This is a genomic window from Pseudomonas mercuritolerans, assembly GCF_025706525.1.
Taxonomy (GTDB): domain Bacteria; phylum Pseudomonadota; class Gammaproteobacteria; order Pseudomonadales; family Pseudomonadaceae; genus Aquipseudomonas; species Aquipseudomonas mercuritolerans.
The window spans coordinates 277,967-299,756 of sequence record NZ_JAMSHA010000005.1 but is presented as its reverse complement, the minus strand read 5'-3'; the positions used below and the strand labels follow the sequence as shown (position 1 = coordinate 299,756).

Genomic DNA, 21,790 nt, shown 5'->3' with positions numbered 1-21,790 from the left:
AGGTCTCCCACGTACAGCTGCCATGACAGTAAATTACAGGCGTAAAAGAACGCCTGATGTCGTGATGGAGGCACTGTTGCACTTTGCCTAACCGGGTTACCACACCCGATCGCTGAATGGGTCAGCGACGTCCGGAGAGTATCCCGTTGAAAAACAGCGCAATAGAGCGGCACAGCGGCCCAACAAGAGTTTCGGAGTTTGCCTACAAGGTCTGTGGGCGTCATCTGATATTGCGAGACTGGAAGTAAACGAAACTAAACGTTGCTGGCGATTTTGTGGGTATTTGTTCGGTAGATGAATGGGTGTGGAGTTGACGATTCGATAATGCCAATTAAGCAGGTGTCCACGTTTTATGGAATGTGGACATTTGGTGATTTTAGCTTCCTGAAGAGTCAAGAGATTTACGAGCCTTGCCACAAAACCGCTGAATCCAGCGCAATTCCCCTGTGGGAGCGAGCCTGCTCGCGAAGGCGTAGTGTCAGTCGACGAATCTGTAAACTGACCCACCGCTTTCGCGAGCAGGCTCGCTCCCACAGGGGAATTTGGTGGCTGCTGGGATGTAAAAAGCCCCCGCAACCGTGAAGTTGCGGGGGCTTTTGTGGATGCGCTTCAGATCACTCTTCGGCGACCGAGTCCTTGCTCTGGCGCTTCTGAATCAGCTCCACCAAGCGCTTGGCCAGCGCCGGATAGTTTTCATCAAAGTGATGCCCGCCGGGCAGTTTCACCGCTTCACCCACAGCAGTCTTGTCGGTGCAGCCACTTTCATCGGTCTCTTCTTCACCATAGATGCACACAACCTTGGCCGCTGGCAGCTTGGCCATTTCCGGGCCGGTGGCGGCTTCTTTACCGGCGTTACCCAACCAGCCTTCGACTTCGATTTCGAAGCTGCCGGTGCGGGCGAAGGCGAGCAGGATGATCGCGTCGACGCGCTGCTGTTCGTTCTCTGGCAGGCGGTTGTAGATCGCTGGCAGAACGTCGGCACCGAACGAGTAGCCGGTGAGGATGAAGCGCTTGGTGCCCCATTTCTGCCGGTAGTGCTGCATCAGTTCGGTGAGGTCCAGTGCACTCTGCTCCGGGCTCTTGTGTTGCCAGTAGTAGCGCAGGGTGTCGATGCCGACCACTGGGTAGCCGATCTTGGCCATTTCCCCGGCCACGTCGCGGTCGAGGTCGCGCCAGCCGCCGTCGCCGGAGAGGAACAGGGTCACGGTGTCGTTGGCCTGACCGGCCGGCACTTCCACGACCGGAATCGCCAGGCCGCCGTTGGCCTTGTCGCCGCCGACGAGGATTTTGCGCAGTTCGTTGTTCAGCACTTGCGGCAGGTTGATGTCGTAGTCACTGATGCTGGTTTCGGCGTTCGGCTGATCGCGCACGAAGCCTGCGCTGGCGTCGTCCGGGTTGTCGTTCCACGCCACCAGCCAGTGGCCGTGGGCGGCGGATTTTGGCAACAGATGGGTGCAGCCGGGTGTTTCCAGGGCCAGATCGACGGAGATGGCCTGGGCCTTGTCGTCTTTCTGTTCGGCCAGCCAGCGCCACGCCAGCACAGCGCCTGGGCCGATGCCGCTGACCAGGGTGGCCGGGCCGTTCAGTTCGCGCAGGCCCGATTGCAGGGCGCGGCTTTGCAGCAGGCAGTCCTTGGGCAGGATCACCTGAACGATCTGCGCCGAAGCGCTGCGGCTGAGGGTGGTCAGTTGTTTCTCGGAGAGCTTCTGTTCGTCGGTGACGGCGACCAGCACCTGAGCCTTCGGCTTGCTGCCGGGGATGACCCGGGTCATGGCTGCGCCATCGGCGGGTTTGAGCTGTTCGACGGTCGGTTCCGGTGCCGGGCGTTTGAGGTACCAGTAACCGCCGCCGGCAATCACGGCCAGCACCAGCAGGCCGGCCAGGATGTACTTCAGGGAGCGTTGAATCATCAGCGTTTCACCAATCCAGTCAAGCCGCCCGCGATCAGGGCAGCAGTGTCGGCCAGTGCCACGAGCGGATCGAGTCCGGCGGGCACGGCCATATAACGGGGTTCCCAGTCAGGCTGGAACTTGTCTTTGAAGCGGCGCAAGCCTTGGAAGTTGTACAGCTGCTCACCACGGCGGAAAACCATCGAGCCCAGGCGCTGGGTCAGCGGTGCGCCGCGCCGGGGTTGCAGCCCCGACAACGGCACCATGCCCAGGCTGAAGCGCGCGTATCCGTGACTCTTATAGTGTTGAATCAGGCCGACCATCATGAATTCCATGGTCAGCTTCGGCGCTTCCGGGTGCGCGCGCATCAGGTCGAGACTGGCCAGATCGTGGCTGTAGGTCTCGAGCAGATTGGCGAACGCTACCGGGCGGCCTTCGAAGCGAATCACCGCAATGCGGAAATGCTTGAGGTAATCGTCGCTGAAGCGGCCGAGGGAGAAGCCTTTCTCGCGCACGTTCTTGCCGGTCAGCCAGGCATCGGAAATCACCTTCAGCTCATCCATCGGCGCCTGACCCGGCTCGTGGATTTCCAGCGACAGACCATCGCGGGTGCCACGGTTCCAGGTGTAGCGCAGGTCTTTCATCTCCTTGCCCTTGGCTTCCAGATCGAAGCGCAGCAGATCGACCCGGGCTTCTTCGCCGAGCTTGATCGCGGTCAGGCCGATGTCCATGTAATACGGCAGGTTCTCCGCGCGCACTTGATAGAACACCGGGCGGGTGTGATGGATGTCGCAGAGGTCGCGGAACTGCCAGATCATTTCCGCACGTTGCTGGCTCGGCCCGATCGGGTCGTACAGCGCCACCAGACTGCGGCCACGGCGGGCGTACATCAGGAACGCCTCGTCGTTGGGATGAAACAGCAACGCCTTGTCACCGGTCAGCGCGAGGCCGCCGTCGGGTTGCGACGAGGCCATGAGAATCTTTGCCGCGCGATCCAGTTCGTCTGGAGTTGGCAAATGAATCACAGGCCGCGCGGTGCGCAGCAGCCATGTCAGCGAAACCACCACCAGCAACACAGCAGCGCCAAGCAGCGAGCGCAGCCCGCGAGGCGCGTCGGCATCAAGGGTGAACTGCCACCAGAGCTGATGGCTGTAGGGCACGTCCTGATAGGCGAACAACAGCAACCAGGCCGAAGCGCCCAGCACACACAGGCTGGCGACCAGATACAGCGGCGAAAACGGCAGTTCGGTCAAACGGCTCGGGCGATAAAAGGAGCGGCGGAACACGCCGAGCAGCGCGGCCGTCAACGTCATCAGCGTGGCTTCTTCCCAGTCGAAGCCTTTGAGCAGCGAAAGCAGGGCGCCGACCAGCAGCAGAATGGTGGTCAGCATCCACGCTGCCGACAGGCGCCGGCGCAGGCCTTGGGCAAGCAAGAGGCAGAGCACGCCGATCAGGCTGGCGCCGAAGTGCGAGGCGTCGACCAGACGATGCGGGATCAGAAAACCGATGTGCTCCAGGCGCGTGTCGATCTCCGGGGTGGCGCCGGAAAACAGCAACACCACACCAGACAGAAACACCAGCACCGCCAGAACCGGCGCAGCCAGACCGGACGCCGCGCGCATGGTCTGGGATTGAAACAGGCGCTGGCCTTCGTTGATCAGCAGCAGTACGCAAGCGACCAGCAGCGGCAGCACCACGTAGATCAGACGATACAGCAGCAGGGCAGCGGCCAGCGGTGCGGCGCCGAGCTTGTCGGCAAACGCGGCGAGCAGAATCGCCTCGAATACGCCGACCCCGCCCGGCACATGACTGAGTACACCGGCGGCCAGCGCCAACAGATACACCAGCAGGAACGGCGCAAACGGCGGCGCTTCCGGCAGCAACAAGTAGAGAACGGTGGCGGCAGCCGCGACATCGAGGGCGGTGATCACCAGTTGCAGCAAGGTCAGGCGTCGACCCGGCAGGCGCAACGTGCGCCGCCCGGCACGGACCAGCAGATTGTCGGGGTAGGGTTGTTCCGGCAGACGACGGCGATAGATGCCGATCGCCAGCACTGCACCGAGGATCAATACGGCTGCGGCGACGGAGCCGAGCAAGACTTCGGACAATCCCAGGGCCTGCGAGGCAGCGGGCAGATTGCTCAGGGTCGCCAGCGCTGCCAGCGGCGGCAAGGCGCAGCCCAGCGAAAGACTGGCGAACAAGGTCATGTGCGCGACTTCCGACGCACCGACGCCCAGTCGCGCATATAAACGATAACGAACCGAGCCGCCGGAAAGCAGCGAAAGGCCGATCGCGTTGCCGATCGCAAACGCAGTGAAGCCGCCGAGCGCGAGGGTGCGCGGCGGCAGTTTCACACCAGCGTAGCGGCTGGCCGACCATTCATAGCCGAGCAGAATGATGAAGCCGACCACGGTCGCGCCGATGGCGCCGAGCAGGGCCGGTTTCGGCACGTCGAGAATCGAGTCGTGCAGCGCATAGAGATCGAGCTCGGCGAGCAGATGGCGGCAGGCAATCAGGGCAATGGCAAACAGCAGCAACGTGACGGCCAGACCGATCGGCTGACGGTATTTGCTTAACCGATCCAGCCAGCGCAAACGCTCGGGTTTGATCGGTTGTTCTGCTGTAACGGTGTCTTGTGGATCAGACGAGTTGGCGCGCATCAATCACCTCTTGGATTGTGCGCGACAGGATGGAGGTATCCAGCCAAGTTACCAATCCCTGTAGAAAAAAATAATCACAAAATACTACGCCTCTCGTCGGGCATCGGCGAGGGCAGTTCCTGGATTGCACAAACCCTGTCTGCGACTCAAGCATAGTCGCAAGTCAGTGGTTCTGATGATCCCCAGCGGTTCACTGCACAGTGACAGATCATTGTTGCGAAAGGACTTTTTCAACAGATACAAAAAAGGCCACTCTTTCGAGTAGCCTTTTTTGATGTTTGGTTGCGGGAGCCGGATTTGAACCGACGACCTTCGGGTTATGAGCCCGACGAGCTACCAGACTGCTCCATCCCGCGTCTGTGTGGCGGCATTCTACAGGCGAACGACGAGGTGTCAACCGCTAATCCCGGAATGGGCCAAATAACTGCAAAATCGCGGCAAACGGTCGCAGGTAATCCGTAAGTTTCGGAAATGTAACGGATTGCCGCTTCGCTAGCGACTGCGCGGCGCGCCAGTTTGCAAAACAGACGCGCACAAAAAAGGCCACTCTTTCGAATAGCCTTTTCTGATGTTTGGTTGCGGGAGCCGGATTTGAACCGACGACCTTCGGGTTATGAGCCCGACGAGCTACCAGACTGCTCCATCCCGCGTCTGTGTGGCGGCATTCTACAGAGGTTCGCGAGTGTGTCAACCGTCAATCGGGATAAATCTGTTGAGGTTCAAGCGCTTAGCGTCTTTTTGCGGCGGTTGGCCGGCGCGCAGGGCAGGTGGCGCAAGGCTTTCAGCTCTATTGCCCGTTGATCTGTGATTGAAAAAATAAATTCATCGGAAATCTCCTACGGTCGGAAAAGAACATTCAACCACTGGTGCTATATACAGGTGCCAATGAGATACTGCGGCTCCGGCTTGCCACGTTGTCTTTTTCCGACATGACCCAGCGAAAAATCATCCACATCGACTGTGACTGTTTCTACGCCGCCATCGAGATGCGCGATGATCCGCGTCTGGCCGGCAAGCCTTTGGCGGTGGGTGGTTCGGCGGATCGGCGCGGGGTGATTGCCACCTGCAACTATGAAGCGCGCGCCTATGGTGTGCGCTCGGCCATGGCCTCCGGGCATGCATTGAAGCTGTGCCCGGACCTGACCATCGTCAAGCCGCGCATGGAGGCTTATCGCGAAGCGTCGAAGGAGATTCATACGATCTTTGCCGACTACACCGATCTCATCGAGCCGCTTTCGCTGGACGAGGCCTACCTCGATGTGTCGGACAGCGCGCATTTCGGCGGCAGCGCCACGCGCATCGCCCAGGACATTCGCCGCCGGGTCTCCAACCAGTTGCACATCACCGTCTCAGCTGGCGTTGCGCCGAACAAGTTTCTGGCGAAGATCGCCAGCGACTGGAAAAAACCCAACGGTTTGTTCGTGATCACCCCGGATCAGGTCGAGGATTTCGTCAGCAGTCTTCCGGTGAGCAAGCTGCACGGCGTCGGCAAGGTCACCGCCGACAAGCTCGGCAAGCTCGGCATCGTCGACTGCCAGCACCTGCGCGAGTGGGGCAGGCTGGCGCTGGTGCGCGAATTCGGCAGTTTCGGCGAGCGCTTGTGGAATCTCGCCCGTGGGATCGATGACCGTTTGGTGCACAACGACAGCCGGCGTCAGTCGATCAGTGTGGAAAACACCTACGACGTTGATCTGCCGGACTTGCGCAGTTGCCTCGACAAACTGCCCGAGCTGCTCGAGACCCTGAAAACCCGCATGGCGCGGATCGACAGCAGTTATCGACCGGGCAAGCCGTTCGTCAAAGTCAAATTTCATGATTTCACCCAGACCACCCTGGAACAGGCCGGGGCAGGGCGTGACTTGGGCAGCTATCAGTTGATGCTGACCCAGGCGTTCAACCGCGGTGGCAAACCGGTGCGGTTGTTGGGGGTGGGGGTGAGGCTGGAGGATTTGCGCGGCGGGTTTGAGCAGATGGAGTTGTTTGAGCGGTAAATTTGCGGCGCCTGGCAGGGCCTCTTCGCGAGCAGGCTCGCTCCCACAGTTCGAATGCATTCCTCTGGGGAGCGAGCCTGCTCGCGAAGCTTTTAAGCTTTAATTCGGTCCCGGATCAGCCACTAAGCGCCCGGCATCCTTGGCCAGAGACTTGAGAAACTCAGTCTGCAACTCAGGATCATTGCGGGTCAGTTCGATCAGGCTTTGTTCCAATTCGCTGGCTTCTTCTTCCAGGCCCAGCTCCGACAGGCGTTTGACCCGGTGTACCCACTGGCTCACCTCATCATCTTCCAGATCGTCATAAATCAGCCCGTGCGCCTCGATCAGCTTGCCGCGCAGGTGGCCACTGAGCATCAGGGTCGAGTCGGTATGCACATCGTCCTTGGCGTCCTCGACACTGATCTGCAAGCGGCCAACATGGTTGAGGTCATGTTCGGCGAACGGACTGTCGAGCAGATTCAAGCGCAGCACGCCGTTGCGATCAGTGGTCATGTCGAACGTCTGCTTGCCGGCCCTGACCTGCACCGGTCGTTCGCTCCACGGCAGGCTCGAATACTCCGTGCGCTTGTCGCGCTGGACTTCGTCGATGCCCGCGAGGTTCTGCTGCGCGCGACCGTTGGACTGCACGTTCATGAACGGGTTGAGCCCGGCGAAACCGTAGCTCAGCCAATCCTTGGTGACGCTGTCCGGCAGGTTGCCGAGAGCGAACACGTTGACCACGTTGGCACCGACACCACCGACCACGGCCACCGCGCCCAGCGGAATCTCGTAGACTTCGCGCCAGGGTTGGTAAGGCGTGTAGCGGTCGTAACGACGGGTGACCTCGAACTCGGTGACTTCGAAAGTCTTTTGCTCGTTGATCTTCACGCGTCGCTGCGGCAGCTCGAGCACCTTGGGCTCGCCGACATCGATCTGCAGGCTGTGATCGAGCAACTTTCGCTCGACCCGCTCTTCGTGCTCGCTGCGTTGCGACATGTGATTGGCGCAGCCGCTGACCAGCAGGGCGCCGCACAGGGCGGCGCCACCGAGGCCTAAGGTGTTTCGCTTGAACATGACGTCTCTATCTGGTTTCAGCGGCGGATACGGGCCTGAAGGAAGGACACAACATCGGCCACCGGCAAGGCTTGCGCCTCGCCTTCGGTGCGACTCTTGTATTCCAGGTTGCCTTCGGCAAGGCCGCGGTCGCTGACCACGATCCGGTGTGGAATGCCGATCAGCTCCATGTCTGCGAACTTGATGCCCGGGCTGGTTTTCTTGTCGCGATCGTCCAGCAGGACTTCGAAGCCGGCGGCCGTGAGGTCGGCGTACAGCTTGTCGGTGGCTTCGCGCACCTGCTCGGTTTCATAGCGCAGCGGTACCAGCGCGATCTGGAATGGCGCCAGCGTGTCGCTCCAGATGATGCCGTTGGCGTCGTTGTTCTGCTCGATGGCAGCAGCCACCACGCGCGATACGCCGATGCCGTAGCAGCCCATTTCCAGGGTCACCGGCTTGCCGTTCTCGCCCAGCACTTCGCACTTCATCGCCTTGCTGTACTTGTTGCCCAGCTGGAAGATGTGGCCGACTTCGATGCCGCGCTTGATCTCCAGCGTGCCTTTGCCGTCCGGGCTTGGGTCGCCGGCGACCACATTGCGCAGGTCGGCAACGGTTGGAACCGGCAGGTCGCGCTCCCAGTTCACGCCGAAGTAGTGCTTGTCGTCGATGTTCGCGCCGATGCCGAAGTCGCTCATCATCGCGACCGAGCGGTCGATGATGATTGGCAGTGGCAGATTCAGCGGGCCGAGCGAGCCGGCGCCGGCGCCAATCGCGTCACGCAGTTCGGCATCGGAGGCCATGACCAGCGGGCTGGCCACGCCAGGCTGGTTGGCAGCCTTGATTTCGTTCAGCTCGTGGTCGCCACGAATCACCAGCGCGATCAGCTTGCCTTCTTCTTCGGCATGGACGATCAGGGTCTTGATAGTCTTTTCAATCGGCAGATTGAATTTTTCCACCAGCGCCGCGATGGTTTTCGTGTCCGGCGTGTCGACCAGACGCAGTTCTTCGGTTGGCGCAGGGCGCGAGGTTTCCCGTGGCACCGCTTCGGCTTTTTCGATGTTCGCCGCGTAGTCGGAACCGTTGCTGAAAACGATATCGTCTTCGCCGGACTCGGCCAGCACGTGGAACTCGTGGGAACCGGCACCACCGATCGAACCGTTGTCGGCTTCAACCGGACGGAATTTCAGACCCAGACGCGTGAAGATGTTGCAGTAGGCTTCATGCATGCGGTCATAAGTGATCTGCAGCGACGCCTGATCTGCGTGGAACGAGTAAGCGTCCTTCATGATGAATTCGCGGCCGCGCATCAAACCGAAGCGTGGGCGGATTTCGTCGCGGAATTTGGTCTGGATCTGGTACAGGTTGATTGGCAGCTGTTTGTAGCTGCTCAACTCGTTGCGCATCAGATCGGTGATCACTTCTTCGTGGGTCGGGCCCGCGCAGAAGTCGCGACCGTGGCGGTCTTTGATGCGCAGCAGCTCAGGGCCGTATTCTTCCCAGCGCCCCGATTCCTGCCACAGCTCGGCCGGTTGGGTGCTCGGCATCAACACTTCCAGAGAACCGGCAGCGTTCATCTCTTCGCGAACGATGGCTTCGACCTTGCGCATGACTCGCAGGCCCATCGGCAGCCAAGTGTACAGGCCCGAGGCAAGCTTGCGGATCATGCCGGCGCGCAGCATCAGCTGGTGGCTGATCACGACAGCGTCGGAAGGCGTTTCTTTCTGTGTGGCGAGCAAAAATTGACTGGTGCGCATGGTTGGCCGTTGTCGGTTGCTATGACTGGAAATGACGGAGCAGTGTACCGGCGAGTTTTGCTGCCGTACAGAAGTGTGGCCGGCACAGAGGTCGAGTGGCGGGATTCCTCCCGCCACTGGCGAAGCGTCCTACGAGTCTTCGGTGACCGGCGTCGGTGCAGGCTCGGGCGTTGGTGTCGGCCCTTCGCGGCGGCGCTCCTGAAACCAGTGCAGTGCAATCAGCAGCAGCGTCGGCACGCCGAGCAGGGCGGTGATGAGGAAGAAGCTGTGATAGCCGAATTTCTCCACCAGCACGCCGGAGTAGCCACCCATCAAACGCGGCAGCAGCAACATGATCGAGCTGAGCAGGGCATATTGCGTCGCCGAGAATTTCAGGTTGGTCAGGCTCGACAGGTAGGCGACGAACGCCGAGGTCGCCAGGCCCGAACTGAAGTTGTCGAGGGAAATGGTCACCACCAGCATCTGCAGGTTCGGGCCCATGTCCGCGAGCATGACGAACAGCAGGTTGGTCGCCGCCGAAGCCACGCCACCGATAAACAGGATCGGCAGAATGCCGAAACGCACGATCAACAGCCCGCCCATGCCGGCGCCGACGAGGGTCATGATCAGGCCGAAAATCTTGCTGACACTGGCGATCTGATCCTTGGTGAAACCCTGGTCGATGTAGAACACGTTGGCCATGACGCCCATTACCGTGTCGGACATCCGGTAAGTGGCGATCAGGCCCAGCAGCAACAGCGCCTGCCAGCGATAACGCAGGATGAAGTCATTCACCGGCGTGAGTACCGGCGCCAGTCCGCGCCGGCCCATGGCCGACAGGCACATGCCGGTGAGCAATATGTAGAGGATGGCGCGCAGAAAGGCGCGGTCTTCGAGCAGCAAATCGAGCGGGCTCATGTCACCGAACAGCACGCCAGCGAAATCGGTGTTGTACAGCTGGGTGAACATCGCCGGCACGGAAACCAGCAAAACGATCAGCACGAACACCGACATCAGTTGATGCATGAACGTGTAGCGCCCGGCTTGCAACTGCGTGCGCAACGGCACCGGTGGTTCGCGCATGAACAGCGTGGTCAGCAGCGCGGGCACCATCAATGCGCCGAACAGCACATAAGTGCCGGTCCATGCCGCGTGCTTATAGTTGAAGCCAGTTGAGCCGAAACCTTCGGCGAAGAACAGCGCGCCGGCGGTGGCGAGCAGGGCGGCAACGCGGTAGCCGGACATATAGCTGGCGGCGAGCGCGGCCTGGCGGCTGTCATCGGCGATTTCCAAACGGTAAGCGTCGACTGCGATATCTTGCGTGGCCGAGGCGAAGGCGACGACGACGGCAATGGCGATCAGCCAGGACAAATGTTTCTGCGGATCACAGAAACCCATGCCGATCAGCCCGAGAATCACCAGTGCCTGGGAGAGCACCAGCCAGGAGCGGCGACGGCCGAGTTTGCCCAGCAAGGGCAGGCGCCATTGATCGAGCAGCGGCGACCAGACCCATTTGAATGCGTACGCCAGGCCGATCAGGCTGGCATAGCCAATGGTTTCACGGGCCACGCCCGCTTCACGCAGCCATACGGAGAGCGTCGAGAACACCAGCATGTACGGCAGGCCGGCGGCAAAACCGAGCAACAACAGCACGAGCGTCGAAGGACTGGCATAGGCGGCGAGCGCGGCGCGCCAGGTTTTACGGGGCATGGGCTGAAGTCTGCCTCAAAATTGCGAAAACAAAGCGCGCACTCTAACCGCTGTGCTCTACCGGACGCCAGCCATGGCGCCGAATATCCACACGATTGTTCTGGACGGTAATGCCTTCCATGCGCAATCGCGCGCGCTGCTCGTCACCGGCAGGGCTGCCGACCGGCAGACTGATGCGCCCGCCGGCGCCGAGTACGCGGTGCCAGGGCAGCCTGGTGTCGCCGGGCAACTGGCTCAAAGTCCGCCCGACCCAGCGCGCGGCGCGGCCCAGCCCGGCGAGTTCGGCCAACTGGCCATAACTGACGACTTTGCCTTCGGGCACTTGCGCGAGTGTCGAGTAGAGTGCCGTGCGTCGGATTTGCGCGTCGTTTTCGACGCTGTCGAGCGGGTCTTTCACGTACGCGGCTCCTGAGCATTGGCGTGACGATGGCGACAAGGGTAATCGCTCGTGGCGCAGTTGAGAAATGAACTCAATTGAAATAGTCCGGTCAGTCCTTGTCATGGGCAAAATCCTCCGGATAATGCCGATCTTTTTCGCCAACTCTGAGCCCCCGATCTGCTTATGTTCCCCAGAACCTTGTTGTGCCTTGCTGTTTTCAGCGCGTCCACGCCCCTGCTTGCCGACACCGTCTGGTTGAAAAACGGCGACAAGCTGAGCGGCACTATCACGGTATTCGACGGCGGCAAGCTGTTGATCCAGACCAAATACGCCGGTGCGGTGGCGATTGACTGGAAAGAGGTCAAGACCCTCGACAGCGATCAGCATCTGCTGGTCAAGCAGGACGCCTATGCCGGCGAAGTGTCGAAGTCGCTCACCGCGGCCGACGATGGCAAGGTCACCCTGGCCAACGGCGAGGAGCCGAAGACTGTCGAATTGGCGAGCATTCAGCAGATACTCAAGCCCAAGCCGATCGTCACCGACCTGGTGTGGAAGGGCAACGTCGATCTGGCGCTGGACTATCAGCGCGCCGAAAAGGACACCGACGACTACGACGTCGGCTTCAAGACCTCGGCGCGGCACGGTCGCTGGCGGCATACCGCCGAGGGGGAATACAACCGCGAAGTCCAGGATGCGGAAACCACCACCAACAACTGGCGCGCCGAATACTCCCTCGACCGCTTCCTCACCGACCAGTGGTTCTGGCAGGGGCGCATCAACTACAAGCGTGATCACATCGAAGAGCTGGCCCGCCAGCGTGTGGTCGGTACCGGTCCGGGCTACCAGTTCTGGGACGACGAACTCGGCGCGTTCTCGCTGGGCTCGTTGCTCAACCGCACCGATTACGAGTATCGCGATGGCAGCAAGGACAACTTCTATTCCGTCGCGATGAAGTGGGACTACAACCGCTACCTGATCGGCAAGAAGGTCGAGTTCTTCACCAATGGCGAAGTCGGCAAGCCGCTGTCGGGCGTTGCCGATTACGCGCTGGATGCCGAGCTGGGCCTGCGCTACAAGGTCACCGACTGGGCCTCGCTCAACCTAAAGGCCGAGCGCGACATCATCAGCGGCACCAACGATGCGGATCTGAACAAGACCCGTTATACCGCAGGGTTTGGCGTGGCCTGGTAAAAGCACAAACAAAAAATCGCAGCCTTTCGGGCTGCGATTTTTTTTGCCTGAACAAAACAGGCGCCCACAAAAAAGCCCCGCTTTTAAGGGCGGGGCTCTTTTCTAAAGAAGCTACAAGTTAGATAACTTGTACTTCTTCAGCTTGCATGCCTTTCTGACCGCGGGTAGCGATGAAAGAAACCTGTTGGCCTTCTTTCAGGCTTTTGAAGCCGTCGGATTGGATAGCTTTGAAGTGAACGAACAGGTCGTCACCGGATTGTGGAGTGATGAAGCCGAAGCCTTTTTCATCGTTGAACCACTTAACGGTACCGGTTTGGCGATTAGACATGGTGTAACTCCTTGAACAAAGATAACTGCGACTCAGGAAGAACCCTGGCCGAGACTGAGTGCAAAGAGCAGGAAAAATTCTTGTAGATGGTTGGATCGAAATTCAACATATCGTGTAGAGATTCTCAGTGACACAAGCAACACAGTGACGCCACCTTAACCCTTTTTCCGGAACGTGCCAATGTTTCTTGCAAAGGATTCTGTGTTTTAGGGATCGGCGGTGCGACGGTTCGTCGCCACATCGCGTAAATACGGGGTGTTCGCCGAGAATTGCGTTGCGCACTTTGAACGCGGCGACGCGCCCGGTAAGATGCCGGACAGAATTTTTCCACCTCGCTATTCAGGACAAACCCGCCATGAGCATCAAATCGGACAAGTGGATTCGCCGCATGGCGCAGGAACACGGCATGATCGAACCGTTCGTCGAGCGCCAGATGCGCGGCAGCGACGACAGCCGGGTGATTTCCTACGGCGTGTCGAGCTACGGCTACGACGTGCGTTGCACCAACCACTTCAAGGTGTTCACCAACATCAACTCGGCCATTGTCGACCCGAAGAACTTCGACGCCGGCAGCTTCGTCGACATCCACAGCGACGTCTGCATCATTCCGCCGAACTCCTTCGCCCTGGCCAGCACCGTCGAGTACTTTCGCATTCCGCGCAACGTGCTGACCATCTGCCTGGGTAAAAGCACCTACGCGCGCTGCGGCATCATCGTCAACGTCACTCCGCTCGAGCCTGAGTGGGAAGGTCACGTGACCCTGGAATTTTCCAACACCACTAATCTGCCGGCGAAAATCTACGCTAACGAAGGTGTGGCGCAGATGCTCTTCCTCGAATCCGATGAAGAATGTGAAGTTTCCTACAAGGATCGTGGCGGCAAATATCAGGGCCAGCGTGGCGTAACCTTGCCGCGTACCTGATCGACCATCCGACGGATGTCGGGAATTCTTTGGCGGGCAGACACTCTATGGGGTGTACTGCCCGTTTTTGTTACACACAAATTCGGGCCTTCACTGAGGAGTGCCCTATGAAGATCGACCCGCGAATCAGCGCTGAACTGGCAAGGCTTGAGCCCAATCAGATAGGCGTTCTGGCCTGGTCGTTACTGGCGAATCCGTCTTTGAGCCTGTCCGGCGGCGTGCCCGGCCAGCCCGATCCCGATACTCCCAACGAACAACCGACCGAACCAGGCGAACCGACGCTGCCGGACGAGCCGCCTCCGGCGCCTGTTGCCTGACCGACCGTCATGAATATGGCCCGTCAGCCTGATCGATTTGCGATCTAGCTGACGGGCCATATTTCGTTGTCGCCGATCACGAAGACCTTGCAACTGTCGTCGCGCTCGACCTGATAGCCGCCGGTAAACGCACCGAATGCCGGCATCAGGCTGATGCGCTCACCCAACCTGAAGCAGGCCAGGCGCAAGCTCTGCCGACCTTTGCCGTGCAATCGATAAACCGGGTGCACGTGGCCGGCGAGCACGTGCCGTTCCGGATGCGCATCGGGCTCGTGTTGTAAGGCGAACGGGCCGAGCAGCAATGGTTCGGGCACCACGCGGATATTCAACGATGCCGGTGGGTCGCCCGCGCGTTTGTCGTGGTTGCCGCGAATCAGCGTCATCGGCAGGTCAGCGTGCTGCGCTCGCCACTCTGCCAGCGCATTCAGTGTGGTCGGGACATGGGAACCAGGCCCATGCAGAAAATCCCCGAGGAAGATCAACTGGCGACACGGCAACCGCGCCAGCAACGCGTCGATCACCTCGATATTGCTCGCCGTTGTGCCATGGGGCACCGGCTGGCCGAGGCTGCGATAGGCCGCCGCCTTACCGAAATGCACGTCGGCGATCAGCAGCGCCTCCTGCGCTGGCCAGTACAGCGCTTTCTCCGGCAGCAGCCACAACTCCTCACCGGCCAGACGCACCGGGTACGCACTCACGACGATTTTCCGTTATCAGCGGTTTTTTCCAGGTCACCGACCATTCTTCTGATCCTGTCAGCCAGTTTTTCCGAACTCATGCTCTCGCGCATCCGCTCCACCAGCAGCGGAAAGCCCAACGGTGTAGGACGTTTAACCTGATGCACGTCGAGTTTCATCCGATTGATCCGCTCCAATGTCTGTTCCAAACGACGAATATCCAGTTCCTCGCGTAGGACTTCTTCCCCAGCTTGGGCTAGCAGCAGGTTGTCGGCGTCATATTGTTTGAACACCTGGAAAAACAAGCCGCTCGACGCCTGCACCTGGCGGGTGCTTTTCGGTGCGCCCGGATACCCGGCGAAGACCAGCCCGGCGATGCGCGCGATTTCGCGGAAGCGGCGCAACGCCAGTTCACCGGCATTGAGACTGGCCAGCACATCCAGCAACAAGTCATCGGCGTTGAACAGGTGAGCGTCGAGATGCGCGGCCCAATCCACCGGCGTGGCGCTGAGCAGTTCCAGGCCGTAATCATTCACGGCAATCGAGAAGGTCACCGGTTGCCGCTGACTGACGCGCCACGCCAGCAGGCTCGCCAGTCCCAGATGCACTTGGCGCCCGGCGAACGGATAGAGGAAAAGATGCCAGCCTTCGCGGGATTTCAGTACCTCGGCCAGCAGATTTTCCGTGGTGGGCAAGCCGGACCAGCGTATCTGCGTCTCCAGCAGCGGCCGCAGCGCTTGCATTTCCGGGCCTTTGAACTGACCTTGAGCAGCGGCGCTGAAGCGCGTCACCACTGCTTCGGCCAGTTCGTTGGATAACGGCATGCGCCCGCCATTCCAGCGCGGCACGGCGGCTTTTTTTGCGGTGCTGCGTTTGACGTAGGCGGTCATGTTTTCCACCCGCACCAGTTCCAGCAAGCGCCCGGCGAAGAGGAAACCATCGCCGGGTTTCAGCCGGGCGATAAAGCCTTCCTCGACGCTGCCCAGTTGTTTGCCGCCGCCGCCCTTGCTCCAGAATTTCAGGTTGATGCTCGCGTCGCTGACGATGGTGCCGATGCTCATGCGATGGCGCCGTGCCAGACGCGCATCCGGCACACGCCAGACGCCGTGTTCGTCCGGCTCGACCCGGCGGTAATCCGGATACGCTGTAAGAGACATCCCGCCATGGCGCACGAACGCCAGCGCCCAGGCCCAGTCTGCCTCTGTCAGGTCACGATAAGCCCAGGCACCACGGACTTCTTCGTACAAGTCTTCAGGAATAAAGCCACCGCCAAGGGCCATGCTGACCAAATGCTGGACCAGCACATCCAGCGGCTTGTGCGGTGACAGACGCGGCTCGATGCGCCGCTGTTCGACGGCGTCGCGTGCGGCAACCGCTTCGATCAGTTCAAGGCTGTGGGTCGGCACCAGCGTCACCCGCGAGGTGCGCCCCGGCGCGTGGCCGGAACGCCCGGCACGTTGCATCAGTCGCGCGACGCCTTTCGCCGAGCCGATTTGCAATACGCGCTCAACCGGGAGGAAATCCACACCCAAGTCCAGGCTCGAGGTGCACACCACTGCTTTCAACTGGCCATTCTTCAACGCCTGCTCGACCCAATCGCGGGTATCGCGGGACAGTGAGCTGTGGTGCAGCGCGATCAACCCGGCCCAGTCCGGCCGCGCTTCCAGCAGCGCCTGATACCAGATCTCCGATTGTGCGCGGGTGTTGGTGAACACCAGGCTGCTGGCGCAGGCGTCGAGTTCGGCCACCACTTGCGGCAGCATCTTCAGACCGATGTGCCCGGCCCAGGGAAAACGCTCGATGGCCGGTGGGAGCAGGGTGTCGACTTGCAGGGTTTTTTCGCTTTTGCCCTGAACACTGACGCCGCCGCCCTGTGGGATCAGCACTTGCTCGGCGTGGGATTGATTACCGAGGGTGGCGGACACGCCCCAAACGATCAGTTCCGGCTGCCAATGACGCAGGCGGGCGAGAGCCAGTTGCAGTTGCACGCCGCGTTTGTTGCCGAGCAATTCGTGCCATTCATCGATGACGATCATGCGCAGGGTCGACAACGCCGTGCGCGCATCGGCGCGGGCCAGTAGTAGAGTCAGGCTTTCCGGGGTGGTAATCAGCGTCGTTGGCAAACGCCTGCCCTGACGAGCGCGTTCGCTGCTGCTGGTGTCGCCGGTGCGCAGGCCGATGCTCCACGGAATCTGTAAATCATCCACCGGGCTTTGCAGCGCGCGGGCGGTATCGGCGGCGAGGGCGCGCATCGGCGTGATCCACAGCACCGTCAACGGCTCGGCCGGCGGTTTGCGTTTGCGCGGCGTGGCCACGGGCGGTTGCAAGCGGGCGAAGCGGTTGAGTGCAGCAAACCACACCGCATAGGTTTTACCGGCGCCGGTGCTGGCGTGGAGCAATCCGGATTCGCCGCTTTTCACCGCCGCCCACACCTGTTTTTGAAAGGCGAACGGCTTCCAGTCGCGGGCGCTGAACCAGGTTTTTGCAAAGTCGGGGGATTTCGCCATGCCGGCTGCGTGCGCTCTGGAGGTGTTGTTTCAGAGACCACAGCAACAGACCAAAGGTTTAAAACAACGCGATTCCCTTGTAGGAGCTGACGAGTGAAACGAGGCTGCGATCTTTTGATCTTTGAGGCAGAGTCAAAAGATCGCAGCCTTCGGCAGCTCCTACAGGGGAATTGTGTACGGCGTTATTTGAGATTGCCGCTGAGGAACTGCTTCAGCCGTTCACTCTTGGGATTGCCCAGCACCTCTTCGGGCGCGCCTTCTTCTTCCACCAAGCCCTGATGCAGAAACAGCACCTGATTCGACACCTTGCGCGCAAAACTCATCTCGTGGGTGACCATGATCATCGTCCGGCCTTCTTCGGCCAGGCCTTGAATCACTTTCAACACTTCGCCGACCAGTTCCGGGTCGAGCGCCGAGGTCGGTTCGTCGAACAGCATCACCTCAGGCTCCATCGCCAACGCCCGGGCGATCGCCACGCGCTGTTGCTGACCGCCGGACAGAAACGCCGGGTATTGATCGGCGACTCGCGCCGGCAAGCCGACTTTGTCCAGATACCGCCGGGCGCGATCCTCGGCTTCCTGTTTGCTGCAGCCCAGCACCCGGCGCGGGGCCATGGTGATGTTTTCCAATACGGTCATGTGGCTCCACAGGTTGAAATGCTGGAACACCATCGCCAGCCGCGTGCGCAGGCGTTGCAGTTCATCGGCGTCGGCAACGTGCATGCCGTGGCGGTCGGTGACCATGCGGATCGCCTGGCCATCAAGGCTCATGGCGCCGTCATTCGGTTGTTCAAGGAAATTGATGCAGCGCAAAAAGGTGCTTTTGCCCGAGCCGCTGGCGCCGATCAGGCTGATCACGTCGCCGGTTTTGGCCTTGAGCGAAACGCCTTTGAGCACCTGATGATCGCCATAGCTTTTGTGCAGGCCTTCAACGGTCAGTTTGTACATGGACGAGCATCCTCAAGGCGAAAGTAGGTAGCCGCTGCGATAGGCTTCGGCGCCCGCGACGTGGGCGATGACCATGCCGGCAGTGGCCATGCGCCGCAACGAGCGCGCATACAGCAGGCCGGCGGCGGTGCAATGAATGGGGGTGACCTTGTCGTGGACCGGGTCAATGATTTCGGCGATCTGCTGGCCGGCTTCCAGGTATTGGCCGGGTGTCGCGCAGTACACCAACAGGCCACCGACTGGCGTGGTCACCGGTTCGACCCCGGCCAGCGGCGTGGCCGGGTACGGCAGTGGCGGTTGCGGCTTGGTCTCGCCGACGATGGCATCGAACTGGATCAGATAGTCGATCAGCGCCTGACAATCGCGGCTGGCCAGCGGGTGATTGACGTCGCCCTGGCCGCGCAATTCGACGGTCACCGAGAAGCTGCCCAGCGGAATCTCGAACTGTTCGCCGAAGCGTTCGCGTAGTTGCCACCAGAGCAGGGTGAAGCACTCGTCGAACGACTGCCCGCCGGAATCGGTAGCGAGCAGGCTGGCCTGCGCTTCCATGTAGCGCGCCAATGGCTCGACCTGTGGCCACGCCTCGGGCGTGGTGTACAGGTGCACCACCGATTCGAAGTCGCAGTGCAAGTCCAACACCATGTCGGCATCGCAGGCCAGGCGTTGCAGGGTCAGACGCTGGGATTGCAGTTGCGTCGTCGGCGTCTGGCGGGCGAGGGCGTTGCGCAGGCTGGTGCGGATCAGTTCGAGGTTGTGCTGCGCATCGTCGTTCAATTGGCCTTCGATGGCGTTGCCGATTTCTTCGCTGAGGTCGACGAACCAGCGATTGAAGTTCTGCCCGCTCTCCAGGTCGTAACGGCCCAGCGGCACGTCCATCAGCACTTGTTCGAGGCCGACCGGGTTGGCCACCGGCACGAGGACGATTTCGCTGCGCAGGCGGCCGGCAGCTTCCAGCTCGGCCAGACGCTGCTTGAGGTGCCAGGCGACCAGCATGCCCGGCAGTTCGTCGGCATGCAGCGAGGCCTGAATGTACACCTTGCCCTTGGCCTGCTGTGGGCCGAAGTGGAAACTGTGAATCTGCCGTGCGGTCCCCGGCAGCGGGGCCAGCAAGTCATGAATCTGGTGGCGCATTGTTATCTCTTTATTTTCAAACCGGTGCTAGTGAGTCGGCCCGAGGAAGGCCAGCCAGCGGCGTTCGGCAAGGCGGAACACACCGACCAGCGCAAAAGTAATGGTCAGGTAGATCAGCGCGGCGATGCCGAATGACTGGAAGGTCAGGAAGGTCGCCGAGTTGGCATCCCGCGCGACTTTCAGGATATCGGGAATGGTCGCGGTGAACGCCACGGTCGTCGAGTGCAGCATCAGGATCACTTCGTTGCTGTAGTAAGGCAACGAACGGCGTAAGGCCGACGGCATGATCACGTAGGCGTACAGCTTCCAGCCGGTCAGGCCATAAGCCTTGGCCGCTTCGACTTCACCGTGGTTCATGCTGCGAATCGCCCCGGCGAAAATCTCCGTGGTGTACGCGCAGGTATTGAGCGCGAAAGCGAGGATCGTGCAGTTCATCGCGTCGCGAAAGAAACTGTCGAGGATCGGCTGTTCGCGCACGGCGGCGAGGCTGTAGATGCCCGTGTAGCAGATCAGCAACTGGATATACAGCGGCGTGCCCCGGAACAGGTAGGTGTAGAACTGCACCGGCCAACGGACGTAGAAGTGCGGCGAGACGCGGGCAATCGACAGCGGAATCGAGACGACGAAGCCGATGCAGATCGAGGCGGTCAGCAGCCACATCGTCATCGCCAGCCCGGTGATGTTCTGGCCGTCGGTATAAAGGAAGGCGCGCCAATATTCCTGAAGAAGTTCGATCATCGTACGGCCTCCCGGGCACCGGCGGCGTAGCGACGTTCGAGCCAGCGCAGGATGAAGTTCGAAGCACTGGTGATCAGCAGATAGATCAAAGCGGCAAGGACCAGAAAGTAGAACAGTTGATAGGTGCTTTTACCGGCGTCCTGGGCAGCCTTGACCAGATCGGCCAGACCGATGATCGACACCAGCGCGGTGGCCTTGAGCATGACCATCCAGTTGTTGCCGATGCCTGGGAGGGCAAAACGCATCATTTGCGGAAACACCACGAAGCGAAAACGCTGGCCACGTTTGAGGCCATACGCGGTGGCGGCTTCGACCTGACCACGCGGCACCGCGAGGATGGCGCCACGGAAGGTTTCAGTGAAATACGCGCCATAGATGAAGCCCAGCGTCAGTACGCCGGCGCTGAACGGGTCGATTTCAATGTATTCCCATTCCATGTAGTCGGTCATTGACGTCAGCCAGGTTTGCAGGCTGTAGAAGATCAACAGCATCAGCACCAGATCCGGCACGCCGCGAATCAGCGTGGTGTAGAGCTGTGCAGGCAGGCGCACCAGTTTGACTTTCGACAGTTTGGCACTGGCGCCGAGCAGGCCGAGCAACACGGCCACCAGCAGCGACATCGCCGATAATTTGATGGTCATCCAGGTGCCTTGCAGCAGCAACGGGCCGAAGCCCTGCAGACTGAACGAGGCCAGCCCCAGATTTTGCAGGAGGGTTTCAAGCATAAATCAGCAACCTGAGCGGATGGAAAAGGCGCCCATCGGGGATGGGCGCCGGGGCATTATTTGCCGCTGTACAGATTCAGGTCGCCAAAGTGTTTCTTTTGAATCTCGGCGTATTTGCCGTCGTCGTGTAACGCTTTGATACCTTTATCCAAAAGTGCTTTCAGCTCAGTGTTACCTTTCTTGATACCGACAGCGGTTTTGGCTGGCAGCAATTCGCTGTCGACCGGCTGGCTGATTTCATAATCGGCGCCTTTTGGCGACTTCAAAAAGCCCAGTTCGGCTTGCAGCATGTCCTGGATACCGGCGTCGAGACGGCCGGAGGTCAGGTCGGAATACACCTGGTCCTGGTTCTGATAGGCCTGGGTTTTCACACCGGCCTTGTCCAGCACGGCTTTGGCATAGGCTTCCTGAATGGTGCCTTGCTCATAGCCAACGGTTTTGCCCTTGAGCGAAGCGACATCGGCGGTGATGCCGGAGCCTTTCTTGAACACATAAGCGGTCGGGCCGGAAAACAGTTCGCTGGAGAAGTCGATGACCTTCTCGCGGGCCGGGGTCACGGTCATCGACGAGATCACGCCGTCGAACTTGTTGGCCTTGAGGCCCGGAATCATGCCGTCGAAATCGCTTTCGACCCATTTGCACTTGACCTTCAGTTCGGCGCAGATCGCGTTGCCCAGATCGATATCGAACCCGACCAGGCTGCCATCGGCCGCTTTCGACTCGAACGGTGCGTACGAAGGGTCAACGCCAAAGCGCAGCTCTTTGTATTCCTTGGCCAGCGCGGAGCCGGCGGCCATGCACAACGCCAGTGCAGAAAGGGTCAGCAATGCTTTTTTCATTATTCAATCCCTAAGAACCAATATGAGCGCTTGTGGCGCAGAATTATTGTTACTGCAACGCTTACGACCTATAG

General features: G+C 60.3%; 18 protein-coding genes and 2 tRNA genes. 4 read left to right on the top strand and 16 right to left on the bottom strand.

Annotated features, from left to right (window positions below; genetic code table 11):
- Positions 1 to 614: 614 nt before the first annotated feature.
- The 4 genes from ND528_RS16215 to ND528_RS16200 all read right to left on the bottom strand — a co-directional run bounded on the left by ND528_RS16215 (position 615) and on the right by ND528_RS16200 (position 5,199).
- A complete protein-coding gene (locus ND528_RS16215) occupies positions 615 to 1,910 on the bottom strand; it encodes a virulence factor family protein (RefSeq protein ID WP_263470712.1) in 1,296 nt (431 codons plus the stop codon).
- Positions 1,910 to 4,549 (bottom strand): bifunctional lysylphosphatidylglycerol flippase/synthetase MprF, encoded by a 2,640-nt coding sequence (gene mprF, locus ND528_RS16210; protein WP_263470711.1) that lies wholly within the window; start codon positions 4,547 to 4,549, stop codon positions 1,910 to 1,912. The genes ND528_RS16215 and mprF overlap by 1 nt, the downstream gene beginning before the upstream one ends.
- A gap of 279 nt (positions 4,550 to 4,828) precedes the next feature.
- A tRNA-Met gene (locus ND528_RS16205) sits at positions 4,829 to 4,905 on the bottom strand.
- 217 nt (positions 4,906 to 5,122) lie between these two features.
- A tRNA-Met gene (locus ND528_RS16200) sits at positions 5,123 to 5,199 on the bottom strand.
- Between the two features lie 279 nt (positions 5,200 to 5,478).
- Here ND528_RS16200 and dinB point away from each other — a divergent pair.
- Positions 5,479 to 6,540: a DNA polymerase IV gene (dinB, locus tag ND528_RS16195; protein ID WP_137215343.1), complete on the top strand. Its 1,062-nt coding sequence runs from the start codon at positions 5,479 to 5,481 to the stop codon at positions 6,538 to 6,540.
- A gap of 99 nt (positions 6,541 to 6,639) precedes the next feature.
- Here the strand turns inward: dinB and ND528_RS16190 are convergent, their stop codons facing one another.
- The 4 genes from ND528_RS16190 to ND528_RS16175 all read right to left on the bottom strand — a co-directional run bounded on the left by ND528_RS16190 (position 6,640) and on the right by ND528_RS16175 (position 11,412).
- Positions 6,640 to 7,593: a hypothetical protein gene (locus tag ND528_RS16190; protein ID WP_137215344.1), complete on the bottom strand. Its 954-nt coding sequence runs from the start codon at positions 7,591 to 7,593 to the stop codon at positions 6,640 to 6,642.
- 17 nt (positions 7,594 to 7,610) lie between these two features.
- The gene (locus tag ND528_RS16185; protein ID WP_263470710.1) at positions 7,611 to 9,326 is read right to left on the bottom strand and encodes a proline--tRNA ligase; all 1,716 of its coding nucleotides are present in this window, start codon (positions 9,324 to 9,326) and stop codon (positions 7,611 to 7,613) included.
- Positions 9,327 to 9,455: 129 nt separating this feature from the next.
- Positions 9,456 to 11,015, bottom strand: coding sequence for an AmpG family muropeptide MFS transporter (locus ND528_RS16180; protein ID WP_212615445.1), 1,560 nt, complete (start codon positions 11,013 to 11,015; stop codon positions 9,456 to 9,458).
- Between the two features lie 43 nt (positions 11,016 to 11,058).
- Positions 11,059 to 11,412, bottom strand: coding sequence for an MGMT family protein (locus ND528_RS16175; protein WP_263470709.1), 354 nt, complete (start codon positions 11,410 to 11,412; stop codon positions 11,059 to 11,061).
- Positions 11,413 to 11,577: 165 nt separating this feature from the next.
- On the opposite strand from ND528_RS16175, the gene ND528_RS16170 reads away from it, so the two are divergent.
- The gene (locus tag ND528_RS16170) at positions 11,578 to 12,585 is read left to right on the top strand and encodes a DUF481 domain-containing protein (RefSeq protein WP_263470708.1); all 1,008 of its coding nucleotides are present in this window, start codon (positions 11,578 to 11,580) and stop codon (positions 12,583 to 12,585) included.
- Between the two features lie 118 nt (positions 12,586 to 12,703).
- Here ND528_RS16170 and ND528_RS16165 read toward each other — a convergent pair whose 3' ends face one another.
- Positions 12,704 to 12,913, bottom strand: a complete 210-nt coding sequence (locus ND528_RS16165; protein WP_002554837.1) for a cold-shock protein — start codon at positions 12,911 to 12,913, stop codon at positions 12,704 to 12,706.
- 355 nt (positions 12,914 to 13,268) lie between these two features.
- Here ND528_RS16165 and dcd point away from each other — a divergent pair, with 355 nt between their 5' ends.
- A complete protein-coding gene (gene dcd, locus ND528_RS16160; protein ID WP_007940589.1) occupies positions 13,269 to 13,835 on the top strand; it encodes a dCTP deaminase in 567 nt (188 codons plus the stop codon).
- Positions 13,836 to 13,942: 107 nt separating this feature from the next.
- Positions 13,943 to 14,152 carry a hypothetical protein gene (locus tag ND528_RS16155; RefSeq protein WP_016771389.1) on the top strand — a complete coding sequence of 70 codons (210 nt, stop codon included), beginning with the start codon at positions 13,943 to 13,945 and terminating at the stop codon, positions 14,150 to 14,152.
- A gap of 44 nt (positions 14,153 to 14,196) precedes the next feature.
- Here the strand turns inward: ND528_RS16155 and pdeM are convergent, their stop codons facing one another.
- The 7 genes from pdeM to ND528_RS16120 all read right to left on the bottom strand — a co-directional run bounded on the left by pdeM (position 14,197) and on the right by ND528_RS16120 (position 21,716).
- Entirely contained in the window at positions 14,197 to 14,850 is a 654-nt protein-coding gene (pdeM, locus tag ND528_RS16150; protein WP_408005037.1) for a ligase-associated DNA damage response endonuclease PdeM, read from the bottom strand.
- Complete coding sequence (locus tag ND528_RS16145) at positions 14,847 to 17,336, bottom strand: ligase-associated DNA damage response DEXH box helicase (protein ID WP_263470707.1); 2,490 nt, start codon at positions 17,334 to 17,336, stop codon at positions 14,847 to 14,849. Before ND528_RS16145 ends, pdeM begins: the two co-directional genes overlap by 4 nt.
- A 182-nt stretch (positions 17,337 to 17,518) precedes the next feature.
- Positions 17,519 to 18,283 carry an ABC transporter ATP-binding protein gene (locus tag ND528_RS16140; RefSeq protein ID WP_056783337.1) on the bottom strand — a complete coding sequence of 255 codons (765 nt, stop codon included), beginning with the start codon at positions 18,281 to 18,283 and terminating at the stop codon, positions 17,519 to 17,521.
- Between the two features lie 12 nt (positions 18,284 to 18,295).
- Positions 18,296 to 19,414 (bottom strand): succinylglutamate desuccinylase/aspartoacylase family protein, encoded by a 1,119-nt coding sequence (locus ND528_RS16135; protein WP_122698372.1) that lies wholly within the window; start codon positions 19,412 to 19,414, stop codon positions 18,296 to 18,298.
- 27 nt (positions 19,415 to 19,441) lie between these two features.
- Complete coding sequence (locus ND528_RS16130; RefSeq protein ID WP_263470706.1) at positions 19,442 to 20,152, bottom strand: ABC transporter permease; 711 nt, start codon at positions 20,150 to 20,152, stop codon at positions 19,442 to 19,444.
- On the bottom strand, positions 20,149 to 20,877 hold the full coding sequence (locus ND528_RS16125) for an ABC transporter permease (protein WP_263470705.1): 729 nt from the start codon (positions 20,875 to 20,877) through the stop codon (positions 20,149 to 20,151). Before ND528_RS16125 ends, ND528_RS16130 begins: the two co-directional genes overlap by 4 nt.
- A gap of 56 nt (positions 20,878 to 20,933) precedes the next feature.
- A complete protein-coding gene (locus tag ND528_RS16120; protein ID WP_042608231.1) occupies positions 20,934 to 21,716 on the bottom strand; it encodes a transporter substrate-binding domain-containing protein in 783 nt (260 codons plus the stop codon).
- Between the last annotated feature and the right edge of the window lie 74 nt (positions 21,717 to 21,790).

Excerpts from the sequence above, each read along its gene's own strand:
- ND528_RS16120 (WP_042608231.1), bottom strand. The coding sequence starts at position 21,716 with ATGAAAAAAGCATTGCTGACCCTTTCTGCACTGGCGTTGTGCATGGCC.
- mprF (WP_263470711.1), bottom strand. The coding sequence starts at position 4,549 with ATGCGCGCCAACTCGTCTGATCCACAAGACACCGTTACAGCAGAACAA.
- ND528_RS16215 (WP_263470712.1), bottom strand. The coding sequence starts at position 1,910 with ATGATTCAACGCTCCCTGAAGTACATCCTGGCCGGCCTGCTGGTGCTG.
- ND528_RS16165 (WP_002554837.1), bottom strand. The coding sequence starts at position 12,913 with ATGTCTAATCGCCAAACCGGTACCGTTAAGTGGTTCAACGATGAAAAA.
- ND528_RS16125 (WP_263470705.1), bottom strand. The coding sequence starts at position 20,877 with ATGCTTGAAACCCTCCTGCAAAATCTGGGGCTGGCCTCGTTCAGTCTG.
- ND528_RS16145 (WP_263470707.1), bottom strand. The coding sequence starts at position 17,336 with ATGGCGAAATCCCCCGACTTTGCAAAAACCTGGTTCAGCGCCCGCGAC.
- dcd (WP_007940589.1), top strand. The coding sequence starts at position 13,269 with ATGAGCATCAAATCGGACAAGTGGATTCGCCGCATGGCGCAGGAACAC.
- ND528_RS16130 (WP_263470706.1), bottom strand. The coding sequence starts at position 20,152 with ATGATCGAACTTCTTCAGGAATATTGGCGCGCCTTCCTTTATACCGAC.
- ND528_RS16170 (WP_263470708.1), top strand. The coding sequence starts at position 11,578 with ATGTTCCCCAGAACCTTGTTGTGCCTTGCTGTTTTCAGCGCGTCCACG.
- ND528_RS16190 (WP_137215344.1), bottom strand. The coding sequence starts at position 7,593 with ATGTTCAAGCGAAACACCTTAGGCCTCGGTGGCGCCGCCCTGTGCGGC.
- ND528_RS16135 (WP_122698372.1), bottom strand. The coding sequence starts at position 19,414 with ATGCGCCACCAGATTCATGACTTGCTGGCCCCGCTGCCGGGGACCGCA.
- ND528_RS16140 (WP_056783337.1), bottom strand. The coding sequence starts at position 18,283 with ATGTACAAACTGACCGTTGAAGGCCTGCACAAAAGCTATGGCGATCAT.
- ND528_RS16155 (WP_016771389.1), top strand. The coding sequence starts at position 13,943 with ATGAAGATCGACCCGCGAATCAGCGCTGAACTGGCAAGGCTTGAGCCC.
- dinB (WP_137215343.1), top strand. The coding sequence starts at position 5,479 with ATGACCCAGCGAAAAATCATCCACATCGACTGTGACTGTTTCTACGCC.
- ND528_RS16180 (WP_212615445.1), bottom strand. The coding sequence starts at position 11,015 with ATGCCCCGTAAAACCTGGCGCGCCGCGCTCGCCGCCTATGCCAGTCCT.
- ND528_RS16185 (WP_263470710.1), bottom strand. The coding sequence starts at position 9,326 with ATGCGCACCAGTCAATTTTTGCTCGCCACACAGAAAGAAACGCCTTCC.